The following is a 22,696-nucleotide window of genomic DNA, read 5'->3' on the forward strand; positions in this document are numbered from 1 at the left end:
AAGCAGGCCGGCACCCCGGCCGTGAGTCAGCACATCAAGCGGTCCGGCATCCAGCCGCGAGTGCGGGGACCTGGTAATCGCGGGAAGCCGTTACGCTGGACGCGTGGCAGTCGTCGATGTATCCGAAGAGCTGAAGTCCCTCTCCTCGACCATGGGGTCGATCGAGGCCGTCCTGGACCTCGACAAGTTGAGGGCAGACATCGCCGTGCTCGAAGAGCAGGCCGCGGCCCCGTCCCTCTGGGACGACCCGGAGGCGGCGCAGAAGATCACGAGCAAGCTTTCGCACCTCCAGGCCGAGGTCCGCAAGGCCGAGGCGCTGCGCGGCCGCATCGACGACCTCGCGGTGCTGTTCGAGCTGGCCGAGGAGATGGACGACCCGGACACCCGGGCCGAGGCCGAGACCGAGCTCGTGGCCGTCCGCAAGGCGCTCGACGAGATGGAGGTCCGCACCCTCCTGTCCGGCGAGTACGACGAGCGCGAGGCCCTCGTCAACATCCGCGCCGAGGCCGGCGGCGTCGACGCCTCCGACTTCGCGGAGCGCCTGCAGCGCATGTACCTGCGCTGGGCCGAGCGGCACGGCTACTCGACGGAGGTCTACGAGACCTCGTACGCGGAAGAGGCCGGCATCAAGTCGACCACCTTCGTCGTCAAGGCCCCGTACGCCTACGGCACCCTCTCCGTCGAGCAGGGCACCCACCGCCTGGTCCGCATCTCGCCCTTCGACAACCAGGGCCGCCGCCAGACCTCCTTCGCGGGCGTCGAGATCCTCCCGGTCGTCGAGCAGTCCGACCACGTCGAGATCGACGAGTCGGACCTCCGCATCGACGTCTACCGCGCCTCCGGCCCCGGCGGCCAGGGCGTCAACACCACCGACTCGGCGGTGCGCATCACGCACATCCCGACCGGCATCGTGGTCTCCTGCCAGAACGAGCGCTCCCAGATCCAGAACAAGGCGAGCGCCATGAACGTCCTCCAGGCCAAGCTCCTCGAGCGCCAGCGCCAGGAGGAGCGCGCCAGGATGGACGCGCTCAAGGGCGACGGCGGCAGCTCCTGGGGCAACCAGATGCGTTCGTACGTCCTCCACCCGTACCAGATGGTCAAGGACCTCCGCACGGAGTTCGAGGTCGGCAACCCGCAGTCCGTCCTGGACGGCGAGATCGACGGCTTCCTGGAGGCGGGCATCCGCTGGCGCAAGCAGCAGGAGCAGACGGCGTAACGCCTCCCGGCTTTCCGGGCGACGGGCCCCTCGTACGTTCACGTACGAGGGGCCCGTCGTCGTCGCGCGGCGATTCCCTCAAGGGGCCGTTGGCCTGAGTTCGCAGGCGCAAGCCATGAGGGCACGTTCCTGACGCTTTGTCGACATGGGAACTGGCGTAGCGGGGGCCGGAGTTCCGGGATTACGTCACAGTTGCATCCCCGCATGGCGGGCAGAAGTGGATCTTTCAGGCATCGCACGCGCAACGACCTTGACGTGTCCTTGGAAACTCGGAAGGGTGGCACGCGGCATGCGTGTTCCTGGGGCGTGTGTGGACGGGGGCAGGTCCAGTGAACAACGTCGATCGCCCTCAGTCCCCGGTTCCGGGCCGCTGCTCTACAGACGAGATGAGCTACTGGGGGTAGCAGCCAGATGACGAAGAAGACGCGGATCCGCGTTGCGCGCATTGCGGCCGGCGCTGTGATCGCCGCCGGCGCGTCCCTGACGGCGGCCGGCGCCGCGCAGGCCGTTGGCGTCAGCATCAACCTCGGCGCTGAGGTCGGCGGCGACAGCCCCGGCGACGACTGCGAGATCGACCCGACGCTCTGCCAGACCGGCGGCGGCGAGAACGGCGGTCAGACGGGCGGTACCGAGAACGGTGGCCAGACCGGTGGCACCGAGAACGGTGGCCAGACGGGCGGTACCGAGAACGGTGGCCAGACGGGCGGTACCGAGAACGGCGGTCAGACCGGTGGCACCGAGAACGGTGGCCAGACCGGTGGCACCGAGAACGGTGGCCAGACCGGTGGCACCGAGAACGGTGGCCAGACGGGCGGTACCGAGAACGGCGGTCAGACCGGCGGTACCGAGAACGGCGGCCAGACCGGCGGCACCACCACGGGTGGTCCGAGCACCAACGGCGGCCAGACCGGCGGCTCCACCACCACCGGTGGCTCCACGACGACCGGCGGTTCCACGACGACCGGCGGTTCCACGACGACCGGCGGTTCCACGACGACCGGCGGTTCCACCACCACCGGCGGTTCCACCACCACCGGTGGCTCCACCGCCACCGGCGGCACGGGCAGCAACGGCGGCACGGGCACCACGGGCGGCCAGGGCACCAGCGGCGGCAACGGTGGCTCCGCCACCAGCGGTGGCGCCGGCACCTGCACCGTCGACCTCGACGGTGCCGAGTGCGTCGACAACGGCGGCAACCAGAACGGCACCAACAACGCCGGTTCGCAGCCGGTCGAGCAGGGCAAGGCCAAGGAGGAGCTGGCCGAGACCGGTGCCGCCGAGACCTCGTTCCTGATCATCGGGGCGGCCACCATGATCGCCGGTGGCATCGGCTTCCGCTTCCTGCCGCGTCTCGTGACCGGTGGGCGCACCGCCGTCTGAGGTCGCTCAGGCACGCGTACGTGAGAGGGCCGGGAGCGCGATCAAGCGCTCCCGGCCCTCTCGTACGTCCAGGGGGGCCTAGATGCCCCGGGCCACCACCAGCAGCGCCATCGCGGCCAGCAGGGCGATCACCAGGGTCAGCAGCATCGCCGGCGTCAGGCCCGTCGGCTGGGGCAGACGCTCGCGGTTCGCGCGGCAGACGGGGCAGCGGCCCTCGGCGACGGGCGCCGCGCAGTTGGCGCACACCAGACGGTCATAGGTCATGCGCTCTCCTCCTCCCGCACAGGGGGTGCTTACAAGAAGAACGCTCGGAGCGACCCCGGCGTTCCCCTACCACTGTGCCAGCTCCGGCGCGTTTCGGCGCGCCCCGTGGAATCCGGCCGGCGGGACCCGGAGGAACGAAAAGGATAAAGCGCACAAGCCCGGAGCGCGACTGCACGGGCCATCCCCGTTCGCGTAGTGTCACGCACACCTACTCCCGGCCGACCGTGGTGCATCCGTGATCCGATTCGACAACGTCTCCAAGTCCTATCCGAAGCAGAACCGCCCCGCGCTCCGGGATGTCTCCCTGGAGATCGAGAAGGGGGAGTTCGTCTTCCTCGTCGGTTCGTCCGGCTCCGGAAAGTCGACCTTCCTGCGGCTGATCCTGCGCGAGGAGCGCGCCAGCCAGGGCCAGGTGCACGTGCTGGGCAAGGACCTCGCCCGGCTCTCCAACTGGAAGGTGCCGCACATGCGGCGCCAGCTGGGCACCGTCTTCCAGGACTTCCGCCTGCTCCCCAACAAGACCGTCGCCGAGAACGTGGCCTTCGCCCAGGAGGTCATCGGCAAGCCGCGCGGCGAGATCCGCAAGGCCGTCCCGCAGGTGCTCGACCTGGTCGGTCTCGGCGGCAAGGAGGAGCGCATGCCGGGCGAGCTGTCCGGCGGTGAGCAGCAGCGCGTCGCGATCGCCCGGGCCTTCGTCAACCGCCCGATGCTGCTGATCGCGGACGAGCCCACCGGAAACCTCGACCCGCAGACCTCCGTCGGCATCATGAAGCTGCTCGACCGCATCAACAGGACAGGGACCACCGTCGTCATGGCGACCCACGACCAGAACATCGTCGACCAGATGCGTAAGCGCGTCATCGAGCTCGAGGGCGGCCGGCTCGTCCGCGACCAGGCCCGCGGCGTCTACGGCTACCAGCACTGACGGGCGGGGGAGAAGTCACATGCGCGCCCAGTTCGTGCTCTCGGAGATCGGCGTCGGTCTCCGCCGCAACCTCACGATGACCTTCGCCGTCATCGTCTCCGTCGCCCTGTCCCTCGCCCTCTTCGGCGGCGCCCTGCTCATGCGCGAGCAGGTCAGCACGATGAAGGACTACTGGTACGACAAGGTCAACGTCTCCATCTTCCTCTGCAACAAGAGCGACGCCGCCTCCAGCGCCAAGTGCGCCAAGGGTGCCGTCACCACGCAGCAGAAGGACCAGATCGAGGCCGACCTCAAGAAGATGACGGAGATCGTGGAGACGGTCCACCACGAGTCCGCCGACGAGGCGTACAAGCACTACAAGGAGCAGTACGGCGACACGGCCATCGCCTCCGTCGTCACCCCGGACCAGATGCAGGAGTCCTTCCGGGTCAAGCTGAAGGACCCCGAGAAGTACAAGGTCGTCGCCACCGCCTTCGCCGGCCGCGACGGCGTCGAGTCGGTCCAGGACCAGCGCAACATCCTGCAGAACCTCTTCGACCTGATGAACGGCATGAACATCGCCGCCCTGTGCGTCATGGGCCTCATGCTGATCATCGCGCTGATGCTGATCGTCAACACGGTGCGCGTCTCCGCGTTCAGCCGGCGCCGCGAGACCGGCATCATGCGCCTGGTCGGCGCGACCAACTTCTACATCCAGATGCCCTTCATCATGGAGGCCGCCTTCGCCGGCCTCCTCGGCGGCGGCGTCGCCTGCGTGCTGCTCCTGGTCGGCCGCTACTTCCTCATCGACCACGGCATCGCCCTCGCCGACAAGATGCAGCTGGTGAACTTCATCGGCTGGGACGCGGTCCTCTCCAAGCTCCCGCTCGTCCTCGCGATCGGCCTGCTGATGCCGGCGCTCGCCGCGTTCGTGGCGCTGCGCAAGTACCTGAAGGTGTGACAGTTCCCTCCGGGTGACGTGATGGCGTCGTACGGCCAACCGCCGTACGACGCCATCTGCTTGTCCTACAGTGGGCGGCATGCGTGCCGGTGCCGGCCCCGAGTTCTGTCGACGGCCCCGCGGAGTTCTCCGTGGGGCCGCTCTGACGTTGGTCTTCGCCGGGGTGATCGGCACCGCCGCCGCCACCGGCGCGCTGCCCCGGCAGCAGGACCCCCGGGAGATTCCCGCGGCCGCGCCCTCGCCCCGTACGGTCACCGCCGCCGGCACCGTCGACCGGGAGGCTCTCGCGCAGGCCGCCGCTCAGGCCGTCGCCGACGGGAAGTCCGGGAAGAAGGCGGCGGAGGAGTTCGTCAGCCGCAGCGGGGACCGGTGGGGCGCGGTGTACGACAAGCGGGAGTACGCCGAGTTCGAGCAGACCCTGGACGGCGCGTACACCGGGGTCGGGCTGTCCGCGCGGCGGGGCGCCGACGGGCGGGTCGAGATCAGCCGGATACGGGTCGGCGGGCCCGCCGAGCGGGCCGGGCTGCGGGTCGGGGACCGGCTGACCGCGATCGACGGGCGGCCGGTCGGCGGGCTGAGCGTCTCCGAGATCGTCTCGCTGCTGCGGGGCAAGGGCGTCACGGGTTCCACCGTGGCCCTCGGCGTCGAGCGGGGCCGCGCCGGCTGGACCGAGACGCTGCGCCGGGCCCGGCTCGTCACCGACCCGGTCACCGTCCGGCGGCTCGCGGACGGCACCGTGCTGATCCGGGTCGCCGCCTTCACCAAGGGCACCGGCGAGCGGGTCCGGCAGGCCGTGCGCACCGCGCCGGCCCGGGCCGGCGTCCTGCTCGACCTGCGCGGCAACTCCGGCGGCCTGGTCGCCGAGGCCGCCACCGCCGCCTCCGCCTTCTTCGACGGCGGCCTCGTCGCCACCTACGACGTCGACGGCACCCAGCACGCCGTGTACGCGGAAAGCGGCGGCGACACCGTCCGCCCCCTGGTCGCGCTGATCGACGGCGGCACCATGAGCGCGGCCGAGCTGCTCACCGGCGCCCTGCAGGACCGGGGCCGGGCCGTCACGGTCGGCTCGCGGACCTTCGGCAAGGGTTCGGTGCAGATGCCGAGCACGCTGCCGGACGGCTCCGTCGCCGAGCTGACCGTCGGGCACTACCGCACGCCCGCCGGGCACGCCGTCGACGGCCACGGCATCACCCCGGACGTCGCGGTCGACGCCCGGGCGGAAGGGGCGGAAGAACGGGCCCGCACGGTATTGAGTGGCCTCGGAGGGGCCTCGTAGTGCGAAAATGACCGCACTATGGCAAAGGGACTCGTCAACGTGCAGGGCAAGCCTGCGAAGAAGAAGACCCAGGACAAGGGGCCGGAGCGCAAGCTCATCGCGCAGAACAAGAAGGCGCGGCACGACTACCACATCCTGGACACGTACGAGTGCGGTGTGGTGCTCATGGGCACCGAGGTGAAGTCGCTGCGGATGGGCCGGGCGTCGCTGGTCGACGGCTTCGTCCAGATCGACGGCGGAGAGGCCTGGCTGCACAACATCCACGTGCCCGAGTACTCCCAGGGCAGCTGGACGAACCACTCGGCGAAGCGGAAGCGGAAGCTGCTGCTGCACCGCGCCGAGATCGACAAGCTGGAGCAGAAGGCGTCCGAGACGGGTCACACGATCGTGCCGCTCGCGCTGTACTTCCTGGGCAGCCGGGTGAAGTGCGAGATCGCCCTGGCCAAGGGCAAGAAGGAGTACGACAAGCGGCAGACGCTGAAGGAGAAGCAGGACACGCGCGAGGCGAGCCGTGCGATCGCGGCGGCGCGGCGGCGGCAGCGGGCCCAGCAGGCCCGCCAGGGCTGACGGGGTCGGGCCGGGTTGCGGTCGCCAGGGGTTAATACGCTGGCAACGGCGCCCGTCGGTCACGTACCATGGGCCCTGCACCTCACAGCGGGTGCAACCTTTGAAAAATCAACATGGGGATGATCGGTTTCGACAGCGGATGTCGAAGCAGGGGAAGCGTGTCGAGGAAGCGGCAATGATCTCGTAAACCACGCGCCGAAACCAATAATCGCCAACACCAAGCGCGATTCCTTCGCCCTCGCTGCCTAAGTAGCGACTTGCGAAGTGTCAGCCCGGGGCTGTTCCCGACCCGGATCCTGGCATCATGCAGGGAACTAAACCTTGATCCCGGTCACGGGGTGAAGAGGGAAACCAAACAGTGACTGAGCCCGTTCCGGACTTGTCTGGGTGATCCGGAGGGCTGAGAAACTCGTACCAGACTGCACACGGAGAAGCCCTGATTCCGCACCGTTGGACGCGGGTTCGATTCCCGCCATCTCCACCACCCCATGTGGGCAAAGACCCTCTGACCTGCGAGTATTTCGGCAGGGCAGGGGGTCTTTCTCATGCCACGGCTACCGCGGCAGCTGGAGGCGCGGGCGTTCCGGCACGGTCGCACCCGCCGACCGGTAGCGTGGTCACACCACCCGCCACCGAGGAGACCGCCATGGTCACACCCGCGCTCCCCGACTGGATGTTCCCTCCGCGCCCGAGCGGTTGGGAGGCGGACGACCTCGACCACCTCGCCGAGGCTCCCCGGCACACGGAATTGATCGACGGCGCGCTGATCTTCATGATGTCGCCGCGGCGGTCCTGGCACTCCCGCGTCGTGGAGAACCTGACGTTCGCGCTGCGACACGCCGCTCCCGAAGGGTTCGAGGTCGAGCGGGAAATGAGTGTCCGCCTCGACAAGCGGTCCCGCCCCGAGCCGGACATCCTCGCGGTCACGGCGGCCTACGACCCGGATCGCACCTGGTACGCGCCCGATGACGTGGCCCTGGTGGTCGAGGTCGTCTCGGAGGAGTCCGCCGACCGCGACCGGGGCATCAAGCCGTTCAAGTACGCCCAGGCAGGCATCAGGCACTTCTGGCGGGTCGAGGACGAGAACGGCAGCCCGGTCGTCCACACCTATGAGCTCGACGCCCTTACCCGCTCGTACGTGGCGACCGGCATCCACCGCGACCGGCTGGGCGTGCCCGTGCCGTTCCCTTCGGACATCGACCTCACCACCCTCACCCCCCGCCGGTAGCGCGCGCCTGGCGCGGATACCGGCCGGGCCCGTGCGGACCGGAAGGCACTCCGCGCCCGCCCACGCCCGCCCCGCGCCGCCCGCCCCGCCCCGCCGGCCGCCCCGCGCGGCTGCGGGCCCGTCGCGCCGTCCCGGGGTGCCCCACCGTCGCGTGTCGGCCACGCGGCCGGGGGCAACGCTCTAACCTGCGGGTCTGCTTCTTGAGTGAGAGCCTTGGTTTCACACTACTGAGTAGTAATGAGTCTCCAAGTTGCACATAACGACTGGAGTTGCGAGAGGCCAGGTTGCACATGAGTCGTCTTAATGTGATGCCTGGGTTCACATTTGGTACCGTTCGTTCGTGCCCAGGAAGCCCACCCCTGCCGCGAGGCGCAGCCGCTCCCTCCCGCGCCAGGTATCGCGTATCCAGATCGCCGAGGAGATCAGCAATCAGCTGCGACCCGGTGAGCGCGCCGACTTCAGCATCACCAAGAGGGGGCAGTACGCCATGCTCACCGTCACCGAGGCAGCGATGACCGGGGACGAGACCGGGCCCATCCACGTCGTCGTGTCGATGGACTTCATTCGATTCTTGCCGCAGTACGACCTGACGTCGCTCGCCAAGGACGCGTTCTGGACCATTGTCGGCCGCCTTGGCGAGTACGACGAAGACAAGGGTGAGTACCCCTACATGAACGCCTACGGCGAGGTCACGATCAGGCAGGACGAGGTCGCCGGCATGCTCGGCGTCACCCGCCGGTCCATCAATCCGGCCATAGGTCAGCTCATGGACCGGAACTTCCTGTGGAAGGCGGGCCGGGGAAAGTATCAGATCCACCCCCACATCCTGTACTTCGGCTCCTCCCACGCCCAGGCCGAGGCCATCGGCTACGCCTCGGCGCGGTTCGAGGACCGCAAGCTCCCCGGTGTCCCGCGTCCCGGCGACGTCATCGCCAGGGAGATCACCGAGAACGGCGTCACCGACATCCTCGCTTGATTACGGCGACCCGGCGCCGCCGTCGGCCACACCCCCAGCTCCGGAGGATATGGAGTCGGGGGGCGCGGCGGGTGGCCGGCTGGGGGTCAGGTGCGGGGATGTTCCCAACGAAGGGCGGGGTGTTCGTCGACCCAGTAGGTGTGGGCGTCGGCGGTGACGCGGAACTGTACCTCGCTGATGCTGGGGCTTCCCGCGTCCCGCCAGGCGGTGACGGTCTGTTCGATGTCGTCCCAAGTGCGGTCGGGGCCACCCTGCCGGACCGTCCACCGCCCGCTGGTTTCGGTGAGCGCCGCCCATGATCCGACCTCCACGTCGATCAGGACGTGTTCGGTGCGGCCGTCGCGGTCCAGGCTGATCCGCTGGGCGCGGGGGGCGGCGAGCTGGGCGAAGAAGCGAGCGTCCCAGTCCTGGATGAGATCCGCCCCGAGGACCGTCTCCCGCTCCTCTCCGTGGTCGAGATCCGGGAGGACACCGAGGGGCGGCGGCTGTTGGGGGCGGGCGAGCATGAAGGAGATCTGCCCACCGAGGAAGCGGCCGGAGGCACTGCCGTCCTTGTGGACGCTGAGGCGGGCGAGTTCGGAGGAATACATCCAGCCCCCAAGGGTGGCGAGGATGATCCCGCCGGGACGGGTCTGCTCGATCCAGGCTGTGGGCAGGGTGACGAGTCCACAGGTGGCGATGACCCGGTCGTAGGGGGCATTGTCCTTGTGTCCGCCCAGCCCGTCGCCGACGATCCGGTGCGGTGCGTACCCGCACGCGCCGAGCGCTGCCCCGGCCCGCCCCGAGACCTCCGCGTCCACCTCGACCGTGGTCACGAGGTCGTCGCCGAGACGGTGACACATGAGCGCGGTGGAGTAGCCGGTGCCGGTGCCGATCTCCATCACACGGTGCCCGTCCTCGACTTGCAGGTCTTCGAGCATCCGCACCACGAGGGACGGCATGGTGCTGGACGACGTCGGCGACCGCATGATCTCGCCCCGGATGTCCCTGGGAGCGATGGTGCCCGCGATCTGCGTCACGAGCGATTCGTCCTCGTAGCAGCGCTTCAGCCACAGGGGCGCGTCCGGCATGACCGGGGTCCACGCCGTGGGTCCGCCTGTGTCGATGCGGTCGAAGAACCCGCCCCGCAGGAACTCGTGCCGGGGCACGGCCTCGACCGCTGCGCGCCATGGTGGGGTGCGGGGGTGCCCCCCGGCTGCGAGCTGCGCGGCGAGTACCCGCCGTAGCTCCTGGTCGTCGCTCACGTCATCTTCCTCTCCAGTAGGTCGGCCATGGCCGCGACCATCGGCAGCCCGGTTTCGGGCTCCATCCATGCCCACTGGCCGGAGCTGTTGCATTCGAGGAACCACCATTGCCCGTGGCGGTCGATGGCGAAGTCGAAAGCGCCGAAGACGAGCCGGAAGTGGGCCAGGTAGGCGTGCAGAGCCTCCGTGATGCCGGGCGGCGGGTCCACCACCGTGTACGTCAGGCGGGAGTAGTCGGTGCGCCAGTCCAACAGGTCGGAGTCGATCCGCACGCAGAACACCTTGTCGCCGATCACGGTCACCCGTACGTCGGCGGACTTGTCGATGCGCTCCTGGAACAGGTGGACCGTCCCGGCCACCGACTCGTCGATCTCCTCCGCGCTCACCTCCAGCACCTCGACGGTGCACGAGACGCCGTCGATCCGGTACAGCGGTGTCGACAGCGGCTTGCAGATCACCGATGCGCGCCGCTTGATGAACGCCCGTGCCGCGCCCGGGTCCGAGGTGAACAGCGTGTCGGGCACAAGGAACCCGGCATCGACGGCGGCGGCGAGGCCGGAGGGTTTGAACTCGGCGTCGCCGATCCGGTGCGGGTGGTTGACGTACAGGCAGCCCGGCAGCGAGGCGAGAACGCCACCGAGGCCGTAGCGGGCCTGCGTCACCGCGAACCGGGCGGTCTGCCCGTCCAGGTGGGAAAATGAGAAGCCGGATGGGCGGCGGTAGTACATCGACCGGATACGAGACAGGTCTGCCGTACGGGTAGGGGTGCGCAGCGTCCCGTTGACGCCGTCGATGGTGATGGTGGCCTCGAACGACAAGGTGGTGGGGAAGTCCCCGGAGTCGAACCGCACGACCGGGACACCCCGGTCGTGCAGCTCGTCAACCACCAGGTCGGTCGTGGGGTCGTCCAGATTGGTCACGACCAGAACCGGGCGGGTACCCGTCACTGGTCGTTGTCGTTCCCGGTGTCCTGGTCCCCGCCGCCGGAGCCGCCGCCGCTGCTCCCGTCGGAGGGGTTGCCCGTGTTCGTCGCGGGGTTGGTGCCGGTGCTCGTGCCGTGGCCGGGCATCTCCATGACCTGTCCGGCGGCGTCGAAGTAGCGGCCGGTCTGGGTGACCGGGTCCAGCTCGACGCGTCCGTACGACGGCGCCTGCGCGGGATAGGGCGTCATGCGGCGCAGGCCCCACGGGGCCGGTGTGGGGATGCCGTTCGGCAGAGGCGTCCCCGTCGGGAGCCTGTCGGAGTGCGCGTACATCGGTACCTCCATGGTCGTGGTGGGTGCTGATGAACTCGAAGGTGGCGCGTTCGGCCTCGGGGGAAGCGGACCGCGCCGGAAAGCCCGGCTCGACCAGTCCAGGGTTGTTCCGGGCGGAGTCTCAAGGGCTGGATCTGGGTGAGTGCTCCCGCCTTGGCGGCGGTGGTGATTCGGCCGGGCCGGATCACGGGTCAGGGCCCAGCCCGCTCGACGTCGTCGATGAGGGCCTGTCGTTCGGTGCCGTCCGCCACGCGTACCCACACATAGGCGCGATCGGCGTCCACGCCCGCGTAGCCGCTCCCGACCTGCACCACATCGCCCTCGAACTGTTCGGGCTGCTCGATGTGACGGCGCTCGGGCGGGACGTAGGAGGTGCCGGTGACGTAGTCGCCTACCTGGTAAGGCGGGGTTGTGCCCGTCATGACCCTCACCGCTCGGCCTCGTCCTCGGCCTGGTCATGCTGCTCGTCGTCTTCGTCTCAGCGGCGTACGAAGGCGTCCCAGCCGCGTTCGGCTCGCCGCATGGTGCGGGCGGAGAGGGCGTCTCCCGGGGTGGGGATGGGGAGCGGGCGGCGGGGGATTCCGTTCGACTTCTCGGTCATCGTCTCTGCCTCGGTCGCGGGCGGGTTCAGCGCCGGGGGAGCGAGGCCGGTGTTCGCCGGAAGGGCGCTGCTGCACGTTCAGTACAACGGCGATGACGGCGCGTCAGGGAGGAAAAGATGCCGCTGCCGTGGTCGCAAGAGACCGGAAATTTCGGCGGGTGAAGCGGGCGGCTCTCCCTTCACCGCCGTGGGGTGCGTCACTACGGTGAGTGGGGTGACGGAGAACGCGGCGCTCCAGCAGCACATGGACGAGCTTGGTCTGACTCAGGGGGAGTTGGTCAGGAAGCTGAACGACTGGCTCGTTGAGCACGGACACGCGGGTACGGTCAGCGACCGCACCGTCCGGTACTGGAAGACCGGAAAAACCCGCTGGCCTCACACAAGACAGCGCGCCGCGTTATGCGCACTCTTCCGGCGTCCGATCGAAGACCTCGGGTTCATCCGGCCAGATGCCCACCCCTCACGTACCACCCCGGAGCAGGACGACGTGAACCGCCGCACCTTCATGGCCTCCACCGCAGCCGCCCTTACTGCTCCCGCCGTCGCCTCCCGCACGATGGTGGGCTCCTCTGACGTTCAAACCGTCCGCCGCGAACTGGACCGCATCAACGCCCTGGACGACCAGCGCGGCGGAAATCAGACCCTTGAAGAAGCGGCGCTCGGCGCTGCCCGCCGTGCCCTGGGCCTCCAGCGGTCGGCAGCCGGTCAGCGGGTCCGCTCCCGCCTGTTCGCCCTGGCCTCCGACCTGACCGCGACGGCGGCCTGGACCGCCTTGGACAGTCGGCAGTTCGGCCGGGCTGAGCAGCATCTTGAACGCGCTCTCACTCTGGCCGGCAAGGGCGGCGACAAGGCCACTGAGCTGCGGGTGTGGAACAGCATGTCGATGCTGGCCTACCAGCGGAAGAACTACGCGGACGCCCTGGCCGCAGGGCAGGCCGCCCTCCGTGTCGGCATCACCCGCCGCGACCCTATGTACGCCTCCCTGGCGCACGCACGCACGGCCATCGGACACGCCGCGCTCGGCGACCGGCAAGCCGCCCTGCGATCTCTCGGGTACGCAGGAGATGCCCTCACCAAGACAGCGTCGGATGAGCCGCGCCCCTCGTGGATTGCCTTCTATGGCCCAGCGGAGCTCCAGTCCCTCACGGCCATCGCGCAGGATCTCCTCGGCCGCCATGCCGAATCCGAAGGGGCCTCCCATCAAGCGCTCGCCATGCTGCACCCCCACTTCCGCCGCAACCGGGCCCTTGTCACCGCCCGCCTCGCCCTCGCTCAGCTCCACCAGGGAGAGATCGAAGCGGGCTGCGCCAGTGCCGAACGCGTCTTCACCCTGATGGGCGACAGCCCGCTTCCGGCCCGTATGCGGTCCCTTATCGGCGACTTCCACCGTGACTTGTTCACGACCGCCCCAGACGTCTCCACCGCCAAGGCGTGGGGCGACCGCTACCGCACCGAATGGAGCTGACCCTTGCCGCCCACCCTCGCCCTGCGCCGCTACCACCACGCCGACGTGCCCGCCATACGGCAACTCCTCATCGACGTGCACGCCGACGCCTACGCCGACCAGATGGATGACGAGTTCCACCAGCGGTTCCCCTGGTTCGTCGACCACTGGGGCAAGAACCAGGGCTTCGCTTGTGTCGTCGCTTACGAGGCCGAGGAGCCGGTGGGCTTCGCGTACGGTGCACCTGCCACCCCGGGACACGAGTGGTGGCGTGACTGTCTCGACCCGGCTCCCGAGGACACCAGTACGTTCTCGTTCTCGGAGCTGATGGTCCGCCCCGCATGGCGGAAGCAGGGCATCTCCGAACTCCTTCATCGCGCTCTCCTCGACGGCAGGCCCGAGGCCCATGCGGTGCTTCTGGTCGACACCGCTCACCCCCGCGTCCAGACGCTGTATCAGTCGTGGGGATACCGGAAGGTGGGGGAGCAGCGGCCTTTCGCCGACTCGCCGCTGTACGCGGTGATGATGGCGTCGCTGCCTCTGGCTGCGTAAACAACGCAGCCCGGGCCCGGATACCGGGGTGCCCGCCCTCTTGCCGGCTTGGTCTGGACCTGCCAACCTGCGGTCGCCGCCCCCCACGCCACGGCATCCCCGGAGGTACGTATGCGCCACAAGGGACTCCTCGCGGTCCTGCCCATGCTCCTCGCCTTCCTTGTCCCCACCGCCACGACCGCCACCGCCGCCGCCCCCGTCCAGGTCTACGGCGTCTGGCACTGCGGCGACGACTACTGCACCTGGTCCACCGTCCGTGACGTCGCCGAGTTCGACGCGAAGAACCACTGGCTGGTCGACCGCGGCGACGGGCGGCCCTCCGTCAACCTGGTCGTGCTCAGCTTCGTCGACCCGCGCAAGCTGCTGCACCGCACGACCGACGCCGGCACCGCGAACGGCGTGCCCGTCGGAATGAGCCGCGAGATCGTCCAGTACTTCACCTCGCACGGCATCCGCGTGATGCTCTCCGTCGGCGGCATCACCTACACCGACGCCTGGGACGCCGCCCTCGCCGAGGATCCCGCGCAGCTGGGGCGGAACGCGGCGGCCGTCGCCGCCGACCTCGGTGTCGGCATCGAGATCGACTACGAGCAGAACACCGCGCCGAACCTGACCGGGCTCCAGTCCTTCATCGACGCCTACCGGTCCGGGCACGCGTACGACGCCGGCGGCACGGACCCGGCCGCCCGGCTCACCGTCGACACCGCCGCCGGCGACCGCTGGCTCATCGACCTCAACCGCAAGGCCACCGCCGACTGGCTGCGCACCGACCGGCCGGTGCTCGACTACGCCAACGCCATGGTGCCCGCCCGGCCCACGTCGGCGAGCTCGCACATCGCCAACTGGCAGGAACATCTCGACGGCAAGTCCCAGTTCTCGCCGCCGGTCGCCCCGCTCGCCCCCGCCAAGCTCACGGCCGGGCTCTACGTCGCGTACGGGCGCAGCCCGCTGCCCGAGTGCACCGACTACGCGAACTCGCTGCAGAAGGCGACAGGGGACTGGGCGCGCGGCGCGGCGCCGAACGGGGCCGGGACGACGGCCGGGCTGCTCGGCTACATGTTCTGGGCGGCCGAGAAGCCCTCGGCGCGGGGGCTCGGCACCCAGGAGCCGGACGGCTGTGCGGGCGGGGTCGGCGGCGGGGCCACCGCTTTCGGGGTGCAGACGCCGATGGGTCCGCTGCGGCAGAGCTGATCAGCGCGATCGGCGAGGTCAGTGCTGTGCGCGGCGGCCCGTGCCGGTCGCCGCGCACACCACCAGCGCCAGACCCGCCGCCATCGGCGGCACCAGGTACCCCCACGTCGTCGTCGGGGCGTGCTCGGCGAGCCAGCCGCCCGTGGCGGAGCCTGTCGCGATGCCGCCGAGGAGGGCGGTCACGGCCAGGGTCATGCCCTCGTTGAGCTGGGCCTGCGGGGTGAGGCGCTGGACCAGGGTCATGCCCGTGACCATGGTGGGGGCGGTGGCCATGCCGGCCAGGAGCAGCGCGGCCGCGAGGGCGGGCAGCGAGCCGGTGAGGGTGGCGGCGAGGAGGGGGAAGGTCATCAGCGTGGCCATCGCCGCCAGGCAGGTGGCGAGGGCGGGGGAGCGGCGGACGCGGCCGTAGAGCAGGCCGGCGACGCAGGAGCCCGCCGCCTGGAGGGCGAGGACGGGGCCGGCGGCCGGGCCGTCGACGTAGGCGAGGGTGACGACCTCCATGGAGCCGAAGATCGCGCCGGTGGCGAGGAAGACCGCGAGCAGCGCCGGCATGCCGGGTGCGCGGAGCGGTGAGCCGGACGCGGTGGCGGAGCGCGGGGCGACCGGCGGTTCGGTGGCGCGCTGCGCGGCGAAGAGCAGGACGCCGGTGAGGAAGAGGACGCCGGCGACGAGCGTGCCGGCCTCCGGGAAGAGCGAGGAGCAGAGGAACGCGGCCAGGACCGGGCCGAGCATGAAGCACAGCTCGTCGGCGGCCTGTTCGAAGGCGTTGGCGGTGTGCAGGGCGGCCTTGGCGTCCGGCGCGTCCTTGAGGAGGTGCGCCCAGCGGGCGCGGGACATGCCGCCGGTGTTGGGGGCGGTCGCGGTGGCGGCGGTGGTGAGGAAGAGGGTCCAGGCCGGGGCCTGGGCGTGGGCGCAGAGGAGCAGGACGAGCTGGCCGAGGACGGCGTAGGCGGTGGCGGGCACCGCGATCCGGGCCTGGCCGTGGCGGTCGACGAGCCGGGCGATCCACGGCGCGATGAGCGCGCCGGCGGCCATGCCGGTGGCGCTGACGGCGCCGGCGAGGGCGTACGAGCCGTACGCGCCGGCGATCATGACGACGGCGCTGACGCTGAACATGCCCATGGGTAGCCGGGCGATCAGGTTGCCGAGGGTGAAGGCGCGGGCGCCGGGGAGGGCGAAGAGGCGGAGGTAGGGGTTGGTGGGCGTGCGGCGAACGCGGACCGGGGTCCTGCGGGGGCGGGCGGGGCGGCGGACTTCGGTAGGGGTGTGGTGGGCGGCATGGGCGTCGTAGCGAGGAGCGACGGTCGGGCCGGTGGGGGTGAGCATCAGGTCGTGAGGCGGCATGGATCAAGGTTCCGTTGACATGGCCCTGGCGGTCCAACACCTAATCGGTCGCCATTCACGCACTTCTGTTGTTAACTGCGGCGGTGAGCCCCGTCAACGACCTCGACCCCCGCCTGCTGCGCGCCTTTGTCGCCGTCGCCGCGGAACTCCACTTCACCCGCGCCGCCGCCCGGCTCTTCGTCGCCCAGCAGGCGCTCAGCCGCGACATCCGGCGGCTCGAACGCGACCTGGGCGCCGAGCTGTTCGTCCGCAGCACCCGGCAGGTCACGCTCACCACCGACGGCGAACGGCTCCTGCCGTACGCGCACAAGGTACTCGCCGCCCACGACGAACTCGCCGACGCCTTCCGCGGCGAGGTCCGCGCCCTGCTCGTCGACCTCAACAGTGCGGGCCTCGCCCACGAACGGGTGCTCGCGCGCGCCCGCGAACTCGCCCCGGACCTCGAGCTGATGGCCCGCTACGAGAGCGGACTCACCGGCGCCGTACGGGAGATGCTCACCGGGCGGCTCGACGCCTCCTTCGGGCGGTACGGCGGGCTCGCGCCCGAGCTGCGGGCCCGGGTCGAGGCCCAGTTCGTGCGGTACGAGCCGATGGCCGTGCTGCTGCCCGAGGGCGACCCGCTCACCGGCCTCGCCGAAGTCCCGCTCGACGCGCTCGCCGGCCGGCAGGTCTACGCGGGCGCCGGCAACGACCGCACCCCCGAGTGGACCGACCTCGCCGCCCGGCTCTTCGAGGGCCGCGGCATCCGGGTCGCGCCGCCCGCGCCGCTCGTCGTCGGCAGGGAGGAGTTCCGGCGGGTCATGGCCAAGGCCCCGACCCCGGTCCTCGCCGTCGTCGACTTCCCGCCGATGCCCGGCAGCGTCCTGCGGCCCCTGGTCGACCCCGTACCGCTGTCGCCGGTGAGCCTCGTCTGGCGCAAGGGCCTGCGCCACCCCGCCCTCGACGCCCTGCGCCGCGCCGCCGCCGAGACCGGCGCCGAGGAAGGGTGGGGCGAGCGGCCGCCCGGCTCGTGGCTGCCGGAAGGCGAAGCGCTGGGGGCGGTCCCGGGGGCGCTCACAGCGGCCCCGCGCTCCGGGTGAGAGCAAGGTTCCGTCCCCGTCACCTCACGGCGCCGCCCCCGGAAACGCGGCCTTCCTAGCGTCGGTCGGACAAGGGAACCGACAGCGCGGAGGTGCGACATGGGCGGCCGGTGGATCGAACACTGGGAGCCGGAGGACCAGACCTTCTGGCAGGAGCGGGGGGAACGGACCGCTCGCCGGAACCTGTGGTTCTCGGTGCTCTCCGAGCACATCGGCTTCTCCGTCTGGAGCCTGTGGTCGGTCATGGTCCTCTTCATGGGGCCGCGGTACGGGATCGACCCGGCGGGCAAGTTCTTCCTGATCGCCACCGCGACCCTCGTCGGGGCCGTCGTCCGCGTCCCGTACACCTTCGCCGTCGCCCGCTTCGGCGGCCGCAACTGGACGGTGTTCAGCGCGCTGTTGCTGCTGCTGCCGACGGGCCTCGCGTACTCGGTGATGGAGCCGGGGACCTCGTACGGCACGTTCCTGCTCGTCGCCGCGCTCACCGGCGTCGGCGGCGGCAACTTCGCCTCCTCCATGACCAACATCAACGCCTTCTTCCCCCTGAGGAAGAAGGGCTGGGCGCTCGGACTCAACGCGGGCGGCGGCAACATCGGCGTACCCGTCGTCCAGCTCGTCGGCCTGCTCGTCATCGGCACCGCCGGCGCCCTGCACCCGCGGATCGTGCTCGGCGTCTACCTGCCGCTGATCGTCGTCGCCGCCGTGTGCGCCGCGCTGTTCATGGACAACCTGGCGCCCGTGAAGAACGACACCGGCGCCGCCAGGGAGGCCGTGAAGGCGCGGCACACCTGGATCATGGCGTTCCTCTACATCGGGACCTTCGGCTCCTTCATCGGCTACAGCTTTGCCTTCGGGCTCGTGCTGCAGACCCAGTTCGGGCGCACCCCGCTCCAGGCGGCCTCGCTCACCTTCATCGGCCCGCTCCTCGGCTCGCTCGTCCGGCCCGTCGGCGGCGCGCTCGCCGACCGGCACGGCGGCGCCCGGATCACCCTGGCCACCTTCGCCGCGATGGCCCTCGCCGCCGGGGTCGTGCTCTACGCCTCCGTCGCCGGGTCGCTCGCCGTGTTCCTGGTCGGCTTCGTCGCCCTGTTCGTGCTCAGCGGCCTCGGCAACGGCTCCACGTACAAGATGATTCCGGCCATCTTCCTCGCGCAGGGTTACGAGAAGGGGCTCAGCGGCGAGGCGGCCGAGGCGCACGGCCGGCGCCTGTCCGGCGCGGCCATGGGGCTCATCGGCGCGGTCGGCGCGCTCGGCGGCCTCGGCATCAACCTGGCCTTCCGGGAGTCGTTCAGCACCGTCGGCTCCGGCACCGGCGCCTTTGTCGCCTTCCTCGTCTTCTACGCGGCGTGCATGGGCGTCACCTGGGCGGTATACCTTCGCCGGCCGTCCACCGTCCCGCCCGTGCCCGACACGGCGGCCGACGCCCTGCCGGCGCGCGACGCCGCCGGGGTGTGAGCCGAGGGATGCGTCACAGTGGTCCCGGAGGGCCGTAACGACCAGGAAATACGGGTGAACCCGGACCGACATCCCGGCCCGGCAGTGTCGGCGGGCATGGACGAGCCAGGCAGGGGATGAGCACGGCATGGACGGTCAGGGCGTGGGCGAGCAGCAGGTCGTGGGCGAGCAGGTCGTGGGCGAGCCGCAGGGTCCGGGCGAGCAGGGGCCCCTCGCGGGGTTCACCGTCGGCGTCACCGCCGCCCGGCGCGCCGACGAACTCATCGCGCTGCTGCGCCGCCGCGGCGCGGCGGTCGTCCACGGCCCCGCGCTGCGGATCGTGCCGCTCGCCGACGACACCGAGCTCCTCGCCGCCACCAAGGACCTCATCGACCACGCCCCGGACGTCGTCGTCGCCACCACGGCGATCGGCTTCCGCGGCTGGGTCGAGGCGGCCGACGGCTGGGGCTTCGGCGAGGCGCTCCTCGACCGGCTGCGCGGGGTCGAACTCCTCGCCCGCGGCCCCAAGGTGAAGGGCGCGGTGCGGGCGGCCGGGCTCACCGAGTCCTGGTCGCCGTCCTCCGAGTCGATGGCGGAGGTCCTCGACCGGCTGCTCGGCGAGGGCGTCGCCGGCCGGCGCATCGCGCTCCAGCTGCACGGCGAGCCGCTGCCCGGCTTCGTGGAGGCGCTCACCGAGGGCGGCGCGGAGGTCGTGCCCGTCCCCGTCTACCGCTGGATGCCGCCCGAGGACCTCGGCCCGCTCGACCGGCTCCTCGACGCCACCGTGGCCCGCGCCCTCGACGCGGTGACCTTCACCAGCGCCCCGGCCGCCGCCTCGCTCATCGACCGGGCCCGGGAGCGCGGGCTGCTCGACGAGCTGGTGACGGCGCTGCGGCACGACGTGCTCGCGGTGTGCGTGGGCCCGGTCACCGCGCTGCCGCTGCAGGCCCTCTCCGTCGACACCCACCAGCCCGAACGCTTCCGGCTCGGCCCGCTCGTCCAGCTGCTCTGCCGCGAACTTCCCGCCCGGGCCCGGGTGTTGCCGGTCGCCGGCCACCGCGTCGAGATCCGCGGCCACGCCGTCCTCGTCGACGGCGCGCTGCGCCCGGTGCCACCCGCCGGGATGGCCCTGCTCGGGCTGCTCGCCCGCCGCCCCGGCTGGGTCGTCGGCCGCGCCGAGCTGCTGCGCGCCCTGCCGGGCGCGGGCCGCGACGAACACGCCGTGGAGACCGCGGTGGCCCGGCTGCGTACCGCCCTCGGCACGCCGAAGCTCATCCAGACCGTGGTCAAGCGGGGCTACCGGCTCGCGCTCGACCCGGTGGCCGACACCAAGTACGGGGCCGAGGAGGGCCGTTAGCGCGTCGCGCCGGGCCGCGCGGGCGTTTTACGGTACGCGGATGAGCACCGTACGGATCAGACCCGCACGCCCCGAGTCCCCCGCCGACGCCGCCGCGCTCGCCGCGGCCGTGTCGCGCAACCGCGCGTACATGCGGCCCTGGGAGCCGTACCGCCCCGAGACGTACTACACCCCGGAGGGCCAGGCCGAGCGGCTCGGCGACGGGGCCCGCCGCTGGTTCGCGGTGGACGAACTCCCCGAGGGCGAGCGGGTCGCGGGTGTGGCGATACTCTCCGGGATCGCCCTCGGCCCGTTCCGCAGCGCTTCGCTCGGCTACTGGGTGGACCCGGAGTACGGGGGCCGGGGCCTGGCCACCGCGCTGACCGAGGAGGTCTGCCGGGCCGCCCGCGAGGAGCTCGGCCTGCACCGCATCGAGGCGTCCACCCTCCTCGACAACCACGCGTCCCAGCGGGTCCTCGCCAAGTGCGGCTTCGAGCGGATCGGCACCGCGCCCCGCTACCTGCACATCGACGGCGCCTGGCGCGACCACCACCTCTTCCAGCGGATCCTGCACGACGACCCGCCGCCGCGGGCCTAGGCCTCCGGCCTAGGCCTCCGAGGCGCGGGCGCGGAGCATCGGGGCGCGGGCGTGGGCCTTCTGGAGGCCCGGGCGGAAGATCATGATGATCAGCCGGGCGCCCGGCGCGGTGAGCGGCTGGGCGGCGCAGATCGTGACGTGGCCGCGGCCCAGGAGGGCGTGGTGGATCGGGCGTTCGTCGCCGTCCGGGTGGATGTGCGCGCCGCCCGCCTCCCACAGCGGGCCCAGCTCCGGGTCGGCCCGGACCTCCCGCTCGATCCGCGCCAGCGTCTCGTCGTCGCGGCGCGCGGCGATGGCGGCGTGCAGCTGGGGCAGGATCAGCGGCGCCCAGCCGTGCCGCCAGTCGATGAGGGTGGTGTCGCGGGCCTCCTTGTCGAGGAGCATCCAGCGCATGGTGTTCGCCGGGGCACGGCCGCCCGGGTACATGTCGGCGAAGTGCCGGTTGTGCGCGAGGAGGTTCCAGGAGGCGTCGGTGACGTACGCCATGTGCGAGATGCCGTCGACGGCCTCCTGCCACACCCCGGGCACCTCCAGGCCCGAGGAGGCGTGCAGCGGCCCGGGCGGGTCGCCGATCCCCGCGTACCGGCACAGCGACACCCACTCCTGCTCGTTCAGGCCGAAGAGGCGGGCGACCTGGCGGAGGTAGTCGGCGGGCGGGTTCGGGTAGCGGCCCGTCTCCAGGCGGTTGTACGTGTCGACCGCGCGCAGCGTCAGCTCGTCGACCTGTTGCTGCGAGAGGCCGCGGGCGCGCCGGCCGCGGCCGGTCGGCCGGGAGAGGCCGTGCGCCTCGGGGGCGATCAGCTCGCGGCGCTCCTTGAGGAGAGCCCGTAGCGCCGTCTTGTTCACCACACCCCCTGTGCCTGTGCGTGTACGTTGCGCTTTGTGTCTTGTCCTGATTTTCCCGTGTGCGAATTCGTAGGAAAAACGGCTCGTAGATATTAAACCGTTCAACGTTCATGCTGGCGGTGCCTCGCGCTGACCTGCGAGGACTCCACTGACGACCGGACGGCAACCCCCCGAGCCGTTCGGTTTCCAGTCGGCCCGGGCGGCTCCCCCGTACGCCCGGGCCGACTCATTTTCGGCCGTTTCCGCCCCTCCCCGGCCACTGCCGGGCGCGCGCCCCCTGGCCACTCCCGGCTCCCGGTAGCACTCTGATGGCGAGTCCGACGACGGGTCCGGCGAGGCGGGAGGGGTGGCGGGCATGGCTTCTCGGGCGGCGGGTTTCGTGTCCGGACGCGTCTGCCTCGACCTCGCCGCCGAACCCCTCGACCGGCCCGAGACCCTCGCCCGCTTCCTGCGCACCGCCGGCCTCGTCCCGCCCGCCGTCCGCCTGCGCGCCCTCGACAGCCGGTGGCTGCGCGCCTTCCGCGAGCTGCGCGACTGCGTCGCCGACCTGGTCACCGCCCAGGTCGAGGGCCGCCCGGTGCGGCCCGCCGCGCTGGAACTGCTCAACGCCCTCGCCGCCGCGGCCGCGCCGCCCGCGCCCCGCGCCGTACCCACCCGTTCCGGCCGTCTCGTCCGCACCCTCAGCCGCGAACCCGACTGCCGTGCCCTGCTCGCCGCCGTCGCCCGCGACGCCGTCGACCTGCTCACCGACCCGGCCGCCCGGGCCCTGCTGCGCCGCTGCGAGGGTCCCGGCTGCCGCCGCTGCTACCTCGACACCTCGCGCGGCCGGCGCCGCCGCTGGTGCTCCAGCGAGGCCTGCGGCAACCGCGCCAGGGTCGCCCGGCACCGCGCCGCCCGGCTGGAGAACCGCGACCACAGCGCGGCGGCCCGCCGAGAAGGGGCCCGCCCCTGACATATCGCCCCTTGGTGGCGTACGCTCGACGGCTGCCCAGTGCACGTC

The 22,696-nt window shown here is 71.2% G+C and carries 24 protein-coding genes and 1 other RNA gene; 17 read left to right on the forward strand and 8 right to left on the reverse strand.

Annotated elements, in window-relative coordinates; translation table 11 throughout:
• Nucleotides 1-103 precede the first annotated feature (103 nt).
• Both prfB and ACIRSU_RS34015 read left to right on the forward strand, forming a co-directional pair.
• The gene (gene prfB / locus ACIRSU_RS34010; RefSeq protein WP_403800697.1) at nucleotides 104-1,216 is read left to right on the forward strand and encodes a peptide chain release factor 2; all 1,113 of its coding nucleotides are present in this window, start codon (nucleotides 104-106) and stop codon (nucleotides 1,214-1,216) included.
• A 411-nt stretch (nucleotides 1,217-1,627) separates the two neighbouring features.
• Entirely contained in the window at nucleotides 1,628-2,596 is a 969-nt protein-coding gene (locus tag ACIRSU_RS34015) for an LPXTG cell wall anchor domain-containing protein (RefSeq protein WP_403800700.1), read from the forward strand.
• 78 nt (nucleotides 2,597-2,674) lie between these two features.
• On the opposite strand, the gene ACIRSU_RS34020 is transcribed toward ACIRSU_RS34015, so the two are convergent.
• Nucleotides 2,675-2,860, reverse strand: coding sequence for a hypothetical protein (locus ACIRSU_RS34020; protein WP_403800703.1), 186 nt, complete (start codon nucleotides 2,858-2,860; stop codon nucleotides 2,675-2,677).
• 235 nt (nucleotides 2,861-3,095) lie between these two features.
• On the opposite strand from ACIRSU_RS34020, the gene ftsE reads away from it, so the two are divergent.
• The 7 genes from ftsE to ACIRSU_RS34055 all read left to right on the forward strand — a co-directional run bounded on the left by ftsE (nucleotide 3,096) and on the right by ACIRSU_RS34055 (nucleotide 8,772).
• A complete protein-coding gene (gene ftsE, locus ACIRSU_RS34025; RefSeq protein WP_403800706.1) occupies nucleotides 3,096-3,785 on the forward strand; it encodes a cell division ATP-binding protein FtsE in 690 nt (229 codons plus the stop codon).
• A gap of 19 nt (nucleotides 3,786-3,804) precedes the next feature.
• Nucleotides 3,805-4,725, forward strand: coding sequence for a permease-like cell division protein FtsX (gene ftsX / locus ACIRSU_RS34030; protein WP_403800709.1), 921 nt, complete (start codon nucleotides 3,805-3,807; stop codon nucleotides 4,723-4,725).
• Nucleotides 4,726-4,804: 79 nt separating this feature from the next.
• Complete coding sequence (locus ACIRSU_RS34035; RefSeq protein ID WP_403800712.1) at nucleotides 4,805-6,001, forward strand: S41 family peptidase; 1,197 nt, start codon at nucleotides 4,805-4,807, stop codon at nucleotides 5,999-6,001.
• A gap of 18 nt (nucleotides 6,002-6,019) precedes the next feature.
• Nucleotides 6,020-6,568 (forward strand): SsrA-binding protein SmpB, encoded by a 549-nt coding sequence (smpB, locus tag ACIRSU_RS34040; RefSeq protein ID WP_403800715.1) that lies wholly within the window; start codon nucleotides 6,020-6,022, stop codon nucleotides 6,566-6,568.
• Between the two features lie 115 nt (nucleotides 6,569-6,683).
• Nucleotides 6,684-7,052: a transfer-messenger RNA gene (gene ssrA, locus ACIRSU_RS34045) on the forward strand.
• 162 nt (nucleotides 7,053-7,214) lie between these two features.
• A complete protein-coding gene (locus tag ACIRSU_RS34050) occupies nucleotides 7,215-7,796 on the forward strand; it encodes a Uma2 family endonuclease (protein WP_403800718.1) in 582 nt (193 codons plus the stop codon).
• A gap of 340 nt (nucleotides 7,797-8,136) precedes the next feature.
• Complete coding sequence (locus ACIRSU_RS34055; protein ID WP_403800720.1) at nucleotides 8,137-8,772, forward strand: hypothetical protein; 636 nt, start codon at nucleotides 8,137-8,139, stop codon at nucleotides 8,770-8,772.
• 86 nt (nucleotides 8,773-8,858) lie between these two features.
• On the opposite strand, the gene tgmC is transcribed toward ACIRSU_RS34055, so the two are convergent.
• The 5 genes from tgmC to ACIRSU_RS34080 form a co-directional block, all read right to left on the reverse strand.
• Nucleotides 8,859-10,016, reverse strand: a complete 1,158-nt coding sequence (tgmC, locus tag ACIRSU_RS34060; RefSeq protein WP_403800723.1) for an ATP-grasp peptide maturase system methyltransferase — start codon at nucleotides 10,014-10,016, stop codon at nucleotides 8,859-8,861.
• Nucleotides 10,013-10,963, reverse strand: coding sequence for an ATP-grasp ribosomal peptide maturase (gene tgmB, locus ACIRSU_RS34065; protein WP_403800725.1), 951 nt, complete (start codon nucleotides 10,961-10,963; stop codon nucleotides 10,013-10,015). Before tgmB ends, tgmC begins: the two co-directional genes overlap by 4 nt.
• Complete coding sequence (gene tgmA, locus ACIRSU_RS34070) at nucleotides 10,960-11,271, reverse strand: putative ATP-grasp-modified RiPP (protein ID WP_403800728.1); 312 nt, start codon at nucleotides 11,269-11,271, stop codon at nucleotides 10,960-10,962. The genes tgmB and tgmA overlap by 4 nt, the downstream gene beginning before the upstream one ends.
• A 191-nt stretch (nucleotides 11,272-11,462) precedes the next feature.
• A complete protein-coding gene (locus tag ACIRSU_RS34075) occupies nucleotides 11,463-11,693 on the reverse strand; it encodes a hypothetical protein (RefSeq protein ID WP_403800731.1) in 231 nt (76 codons plus the stop codon).
• A 56-nt stretch (nucleotides 11,694-11,749) separates the two neighbouring features.
• Nucleotides 11,750-11,872: a hypothetical protein gene (locus ACIRSU_RS34080; RefSeq protein ID WP_403800734.1), complete on the reverse strand. Its 123-nt coding sequence runs from the start codon at nucleotides 11,870-11,872 to the stop codon at nucleotides 11,750-11,752.
• A gap of 214 nt (nucleotides 11,873-12,086) precedes the next feature.
• Here ACIRSU_RS34080 and ACIRSU_RS34085 point away from each other — a divergent pair, with 214 nt between their 5' ends.
• The 3 genes from ACIRSU_RS34085 (at nucleotide 12,087) to ACIRSU_RS34095 (ending at nucleotide 15,059) form a co-directional block, all read left to right on the forward strand.
• Entirely contained in the window at nucleotides 12,087-13,337 is a 1,251-nt protein-coding gene (locus ACIRSU_RS34085) for an XRE family transcriptional regulator (protein WP_403800736.1), read from the forward strand.
• 3 nt (nucleotides 13,338-13,340) lie between these two features.
• The gene (locus ACIRSU_RS34090) at nucleotides 13,341-13,868 is read left to right on the forward strand and encodes a GNAT family N-acetyltransferase (protein WP_403800739.1); all 528 of its coding nucleotides are present in this window, start codon (nucleotides 13,341-13,343) and stop codon (nucleotides 13,866-13,868) included.
• Nucleotides 13,869-13,979: 111 nt separating this feature from the next.
• Nucleotides 13,980-15,059 carry a hypothetical protein gene (locus ACIRSU_RS34095; protein ID WP_403800741.1) on the forward strand — a complete coding sequence of 360 codons (1,080 nt, stop codon included), beginning with the start codon at nucleotides 13,980-13,982 and terminating at the stop codon, nucleotides 15,057-15,059.
• Between the two features lie 18 nt (nucleotides 15,060-15,077).
• Here ACIRSU_RS34095 and ACIRSU_RS34100 read toward each other — a convergent pair whose 3' ends face one another.
• Nucleotides 15,078-16,403 carry an MFS transporter gene (locus tag ACIRSU_RS34100; protein WP_403800744.1) on the reverse strand — a complete coding sequence of 442 codons (1,326 nt, stop codon included), beginning with the start codon at nucleotides 16,401-16,403 and terminating at the stop codon, nucleotides 15,078-15,080.
• Nucleotides 16,404-16,486: 83 nt separating this feature from the next.
• Here ACIRSU_RS34100 and ACIRSU_RS34105 point away from each other — a divergent pair, with 83 nt between their 5' ends.
• From ACIRSU_RS34105 to ACIRSU_RS34120, 4 genes are all read left to right on the forward strand, one after another.
• On the forward strand, nucleotides 16,487-17,482 hold the full coding sequence (locus ACIRSU_RS34105; RefSeq protein WP_403800746.1) for a LysR family transcriptional regulator: 996 nt from the start codon (nucleotides 16,487-16,489) through the stop codon (nucleotides 17,480-17,482).
• Between the two features lie 99 nt (nucleotides 17,483-17,581).
• Nucleotides 17,582-18,937 carry a nitrate/nitrite transporter gene (locus ACIRSU_RS34110; RefSeq protein WP_403800749.1) on the forward strand — a complete coding sequence of 452 codons (1,356 nt, stop codon included), beginning with the start codon at nucleotides 17,582-17,584 and terminating at the stop codon, nucleotides 18,935-18,937.
• A 127-nt stretch (nucleotides 18,938-19,064) separates the two neighbouring features.
• A complete protein-coding gene (locus tag ACIRSU_RS34115) occupies nucleotides 19,065-20,273 on the forward strand; it encodes a uroporphyrinogen-III synthase (protein ID WP_403800752.1) in 1,209 nt (402 codons plus the stop codon).
• A 40-nt stretch (nucleotides 20,274-20,313) separates the two neighbouring features.
• Nucleotides 20,314-20,850: a GNAT family N-acetyltransferase gene (locus ACIRSU_RS34120; protein ID WP_403800755.1), complete on the forward strand. Its 537-nt coding sequence runs from the start codon at nucleotides 20,314-20,316 to the stop codon at nucleotides 20,848-20,850.
• Between the two features lie 9 nt (nucleotides 20,851-20,859).
• On the opposite strand, the gene ACIRSU_RS34125 is transcribed toward ACIRSU_RS34120, so the two are convergent.
• The gene (locus ACIRSU_RS34125) at nucleotides 20,860-21,699 is read right to left on the reverse strand and encodes a helix-turn-helix domain-containing protein (RefSeq protein WP_403800758.1); all 840 of its coding nucleotides are present in this window, start codon (nucleotides 21,697-21,699) and stop codon (nucleotides 20,860-20,862) included.
• Nucleotides 21,700-22,051: 352 nt separating this feature from the next.
• On the opposite strand from ACIRSU_RS34125, the gene ACIRSU_RS34130 reads away from it, so the two are divergent.
• Nucleotides 22,052-22,648, forward strand: a complete 597-nt coding sequence (locus ACIRSU_RS34130) for an ABATE domain-containing protein (protein ID WP_403800761.1) — start codon at nucleotides 22,052-22,054, stop codon at nucleotides 22,646-22,648.
• Nucleotides 22,649-22,696: the final 48 nt, after the last annotated feature.

This window comes from Streptomyces sp. NPDC101160, assembly GCF_044768205.1.
Classification (GTDB): domain Bacteria; phylum Actinomycetota; class Actinomycetes; order Streptomycetales; family Streptomycetaceae; genus Streptomyces.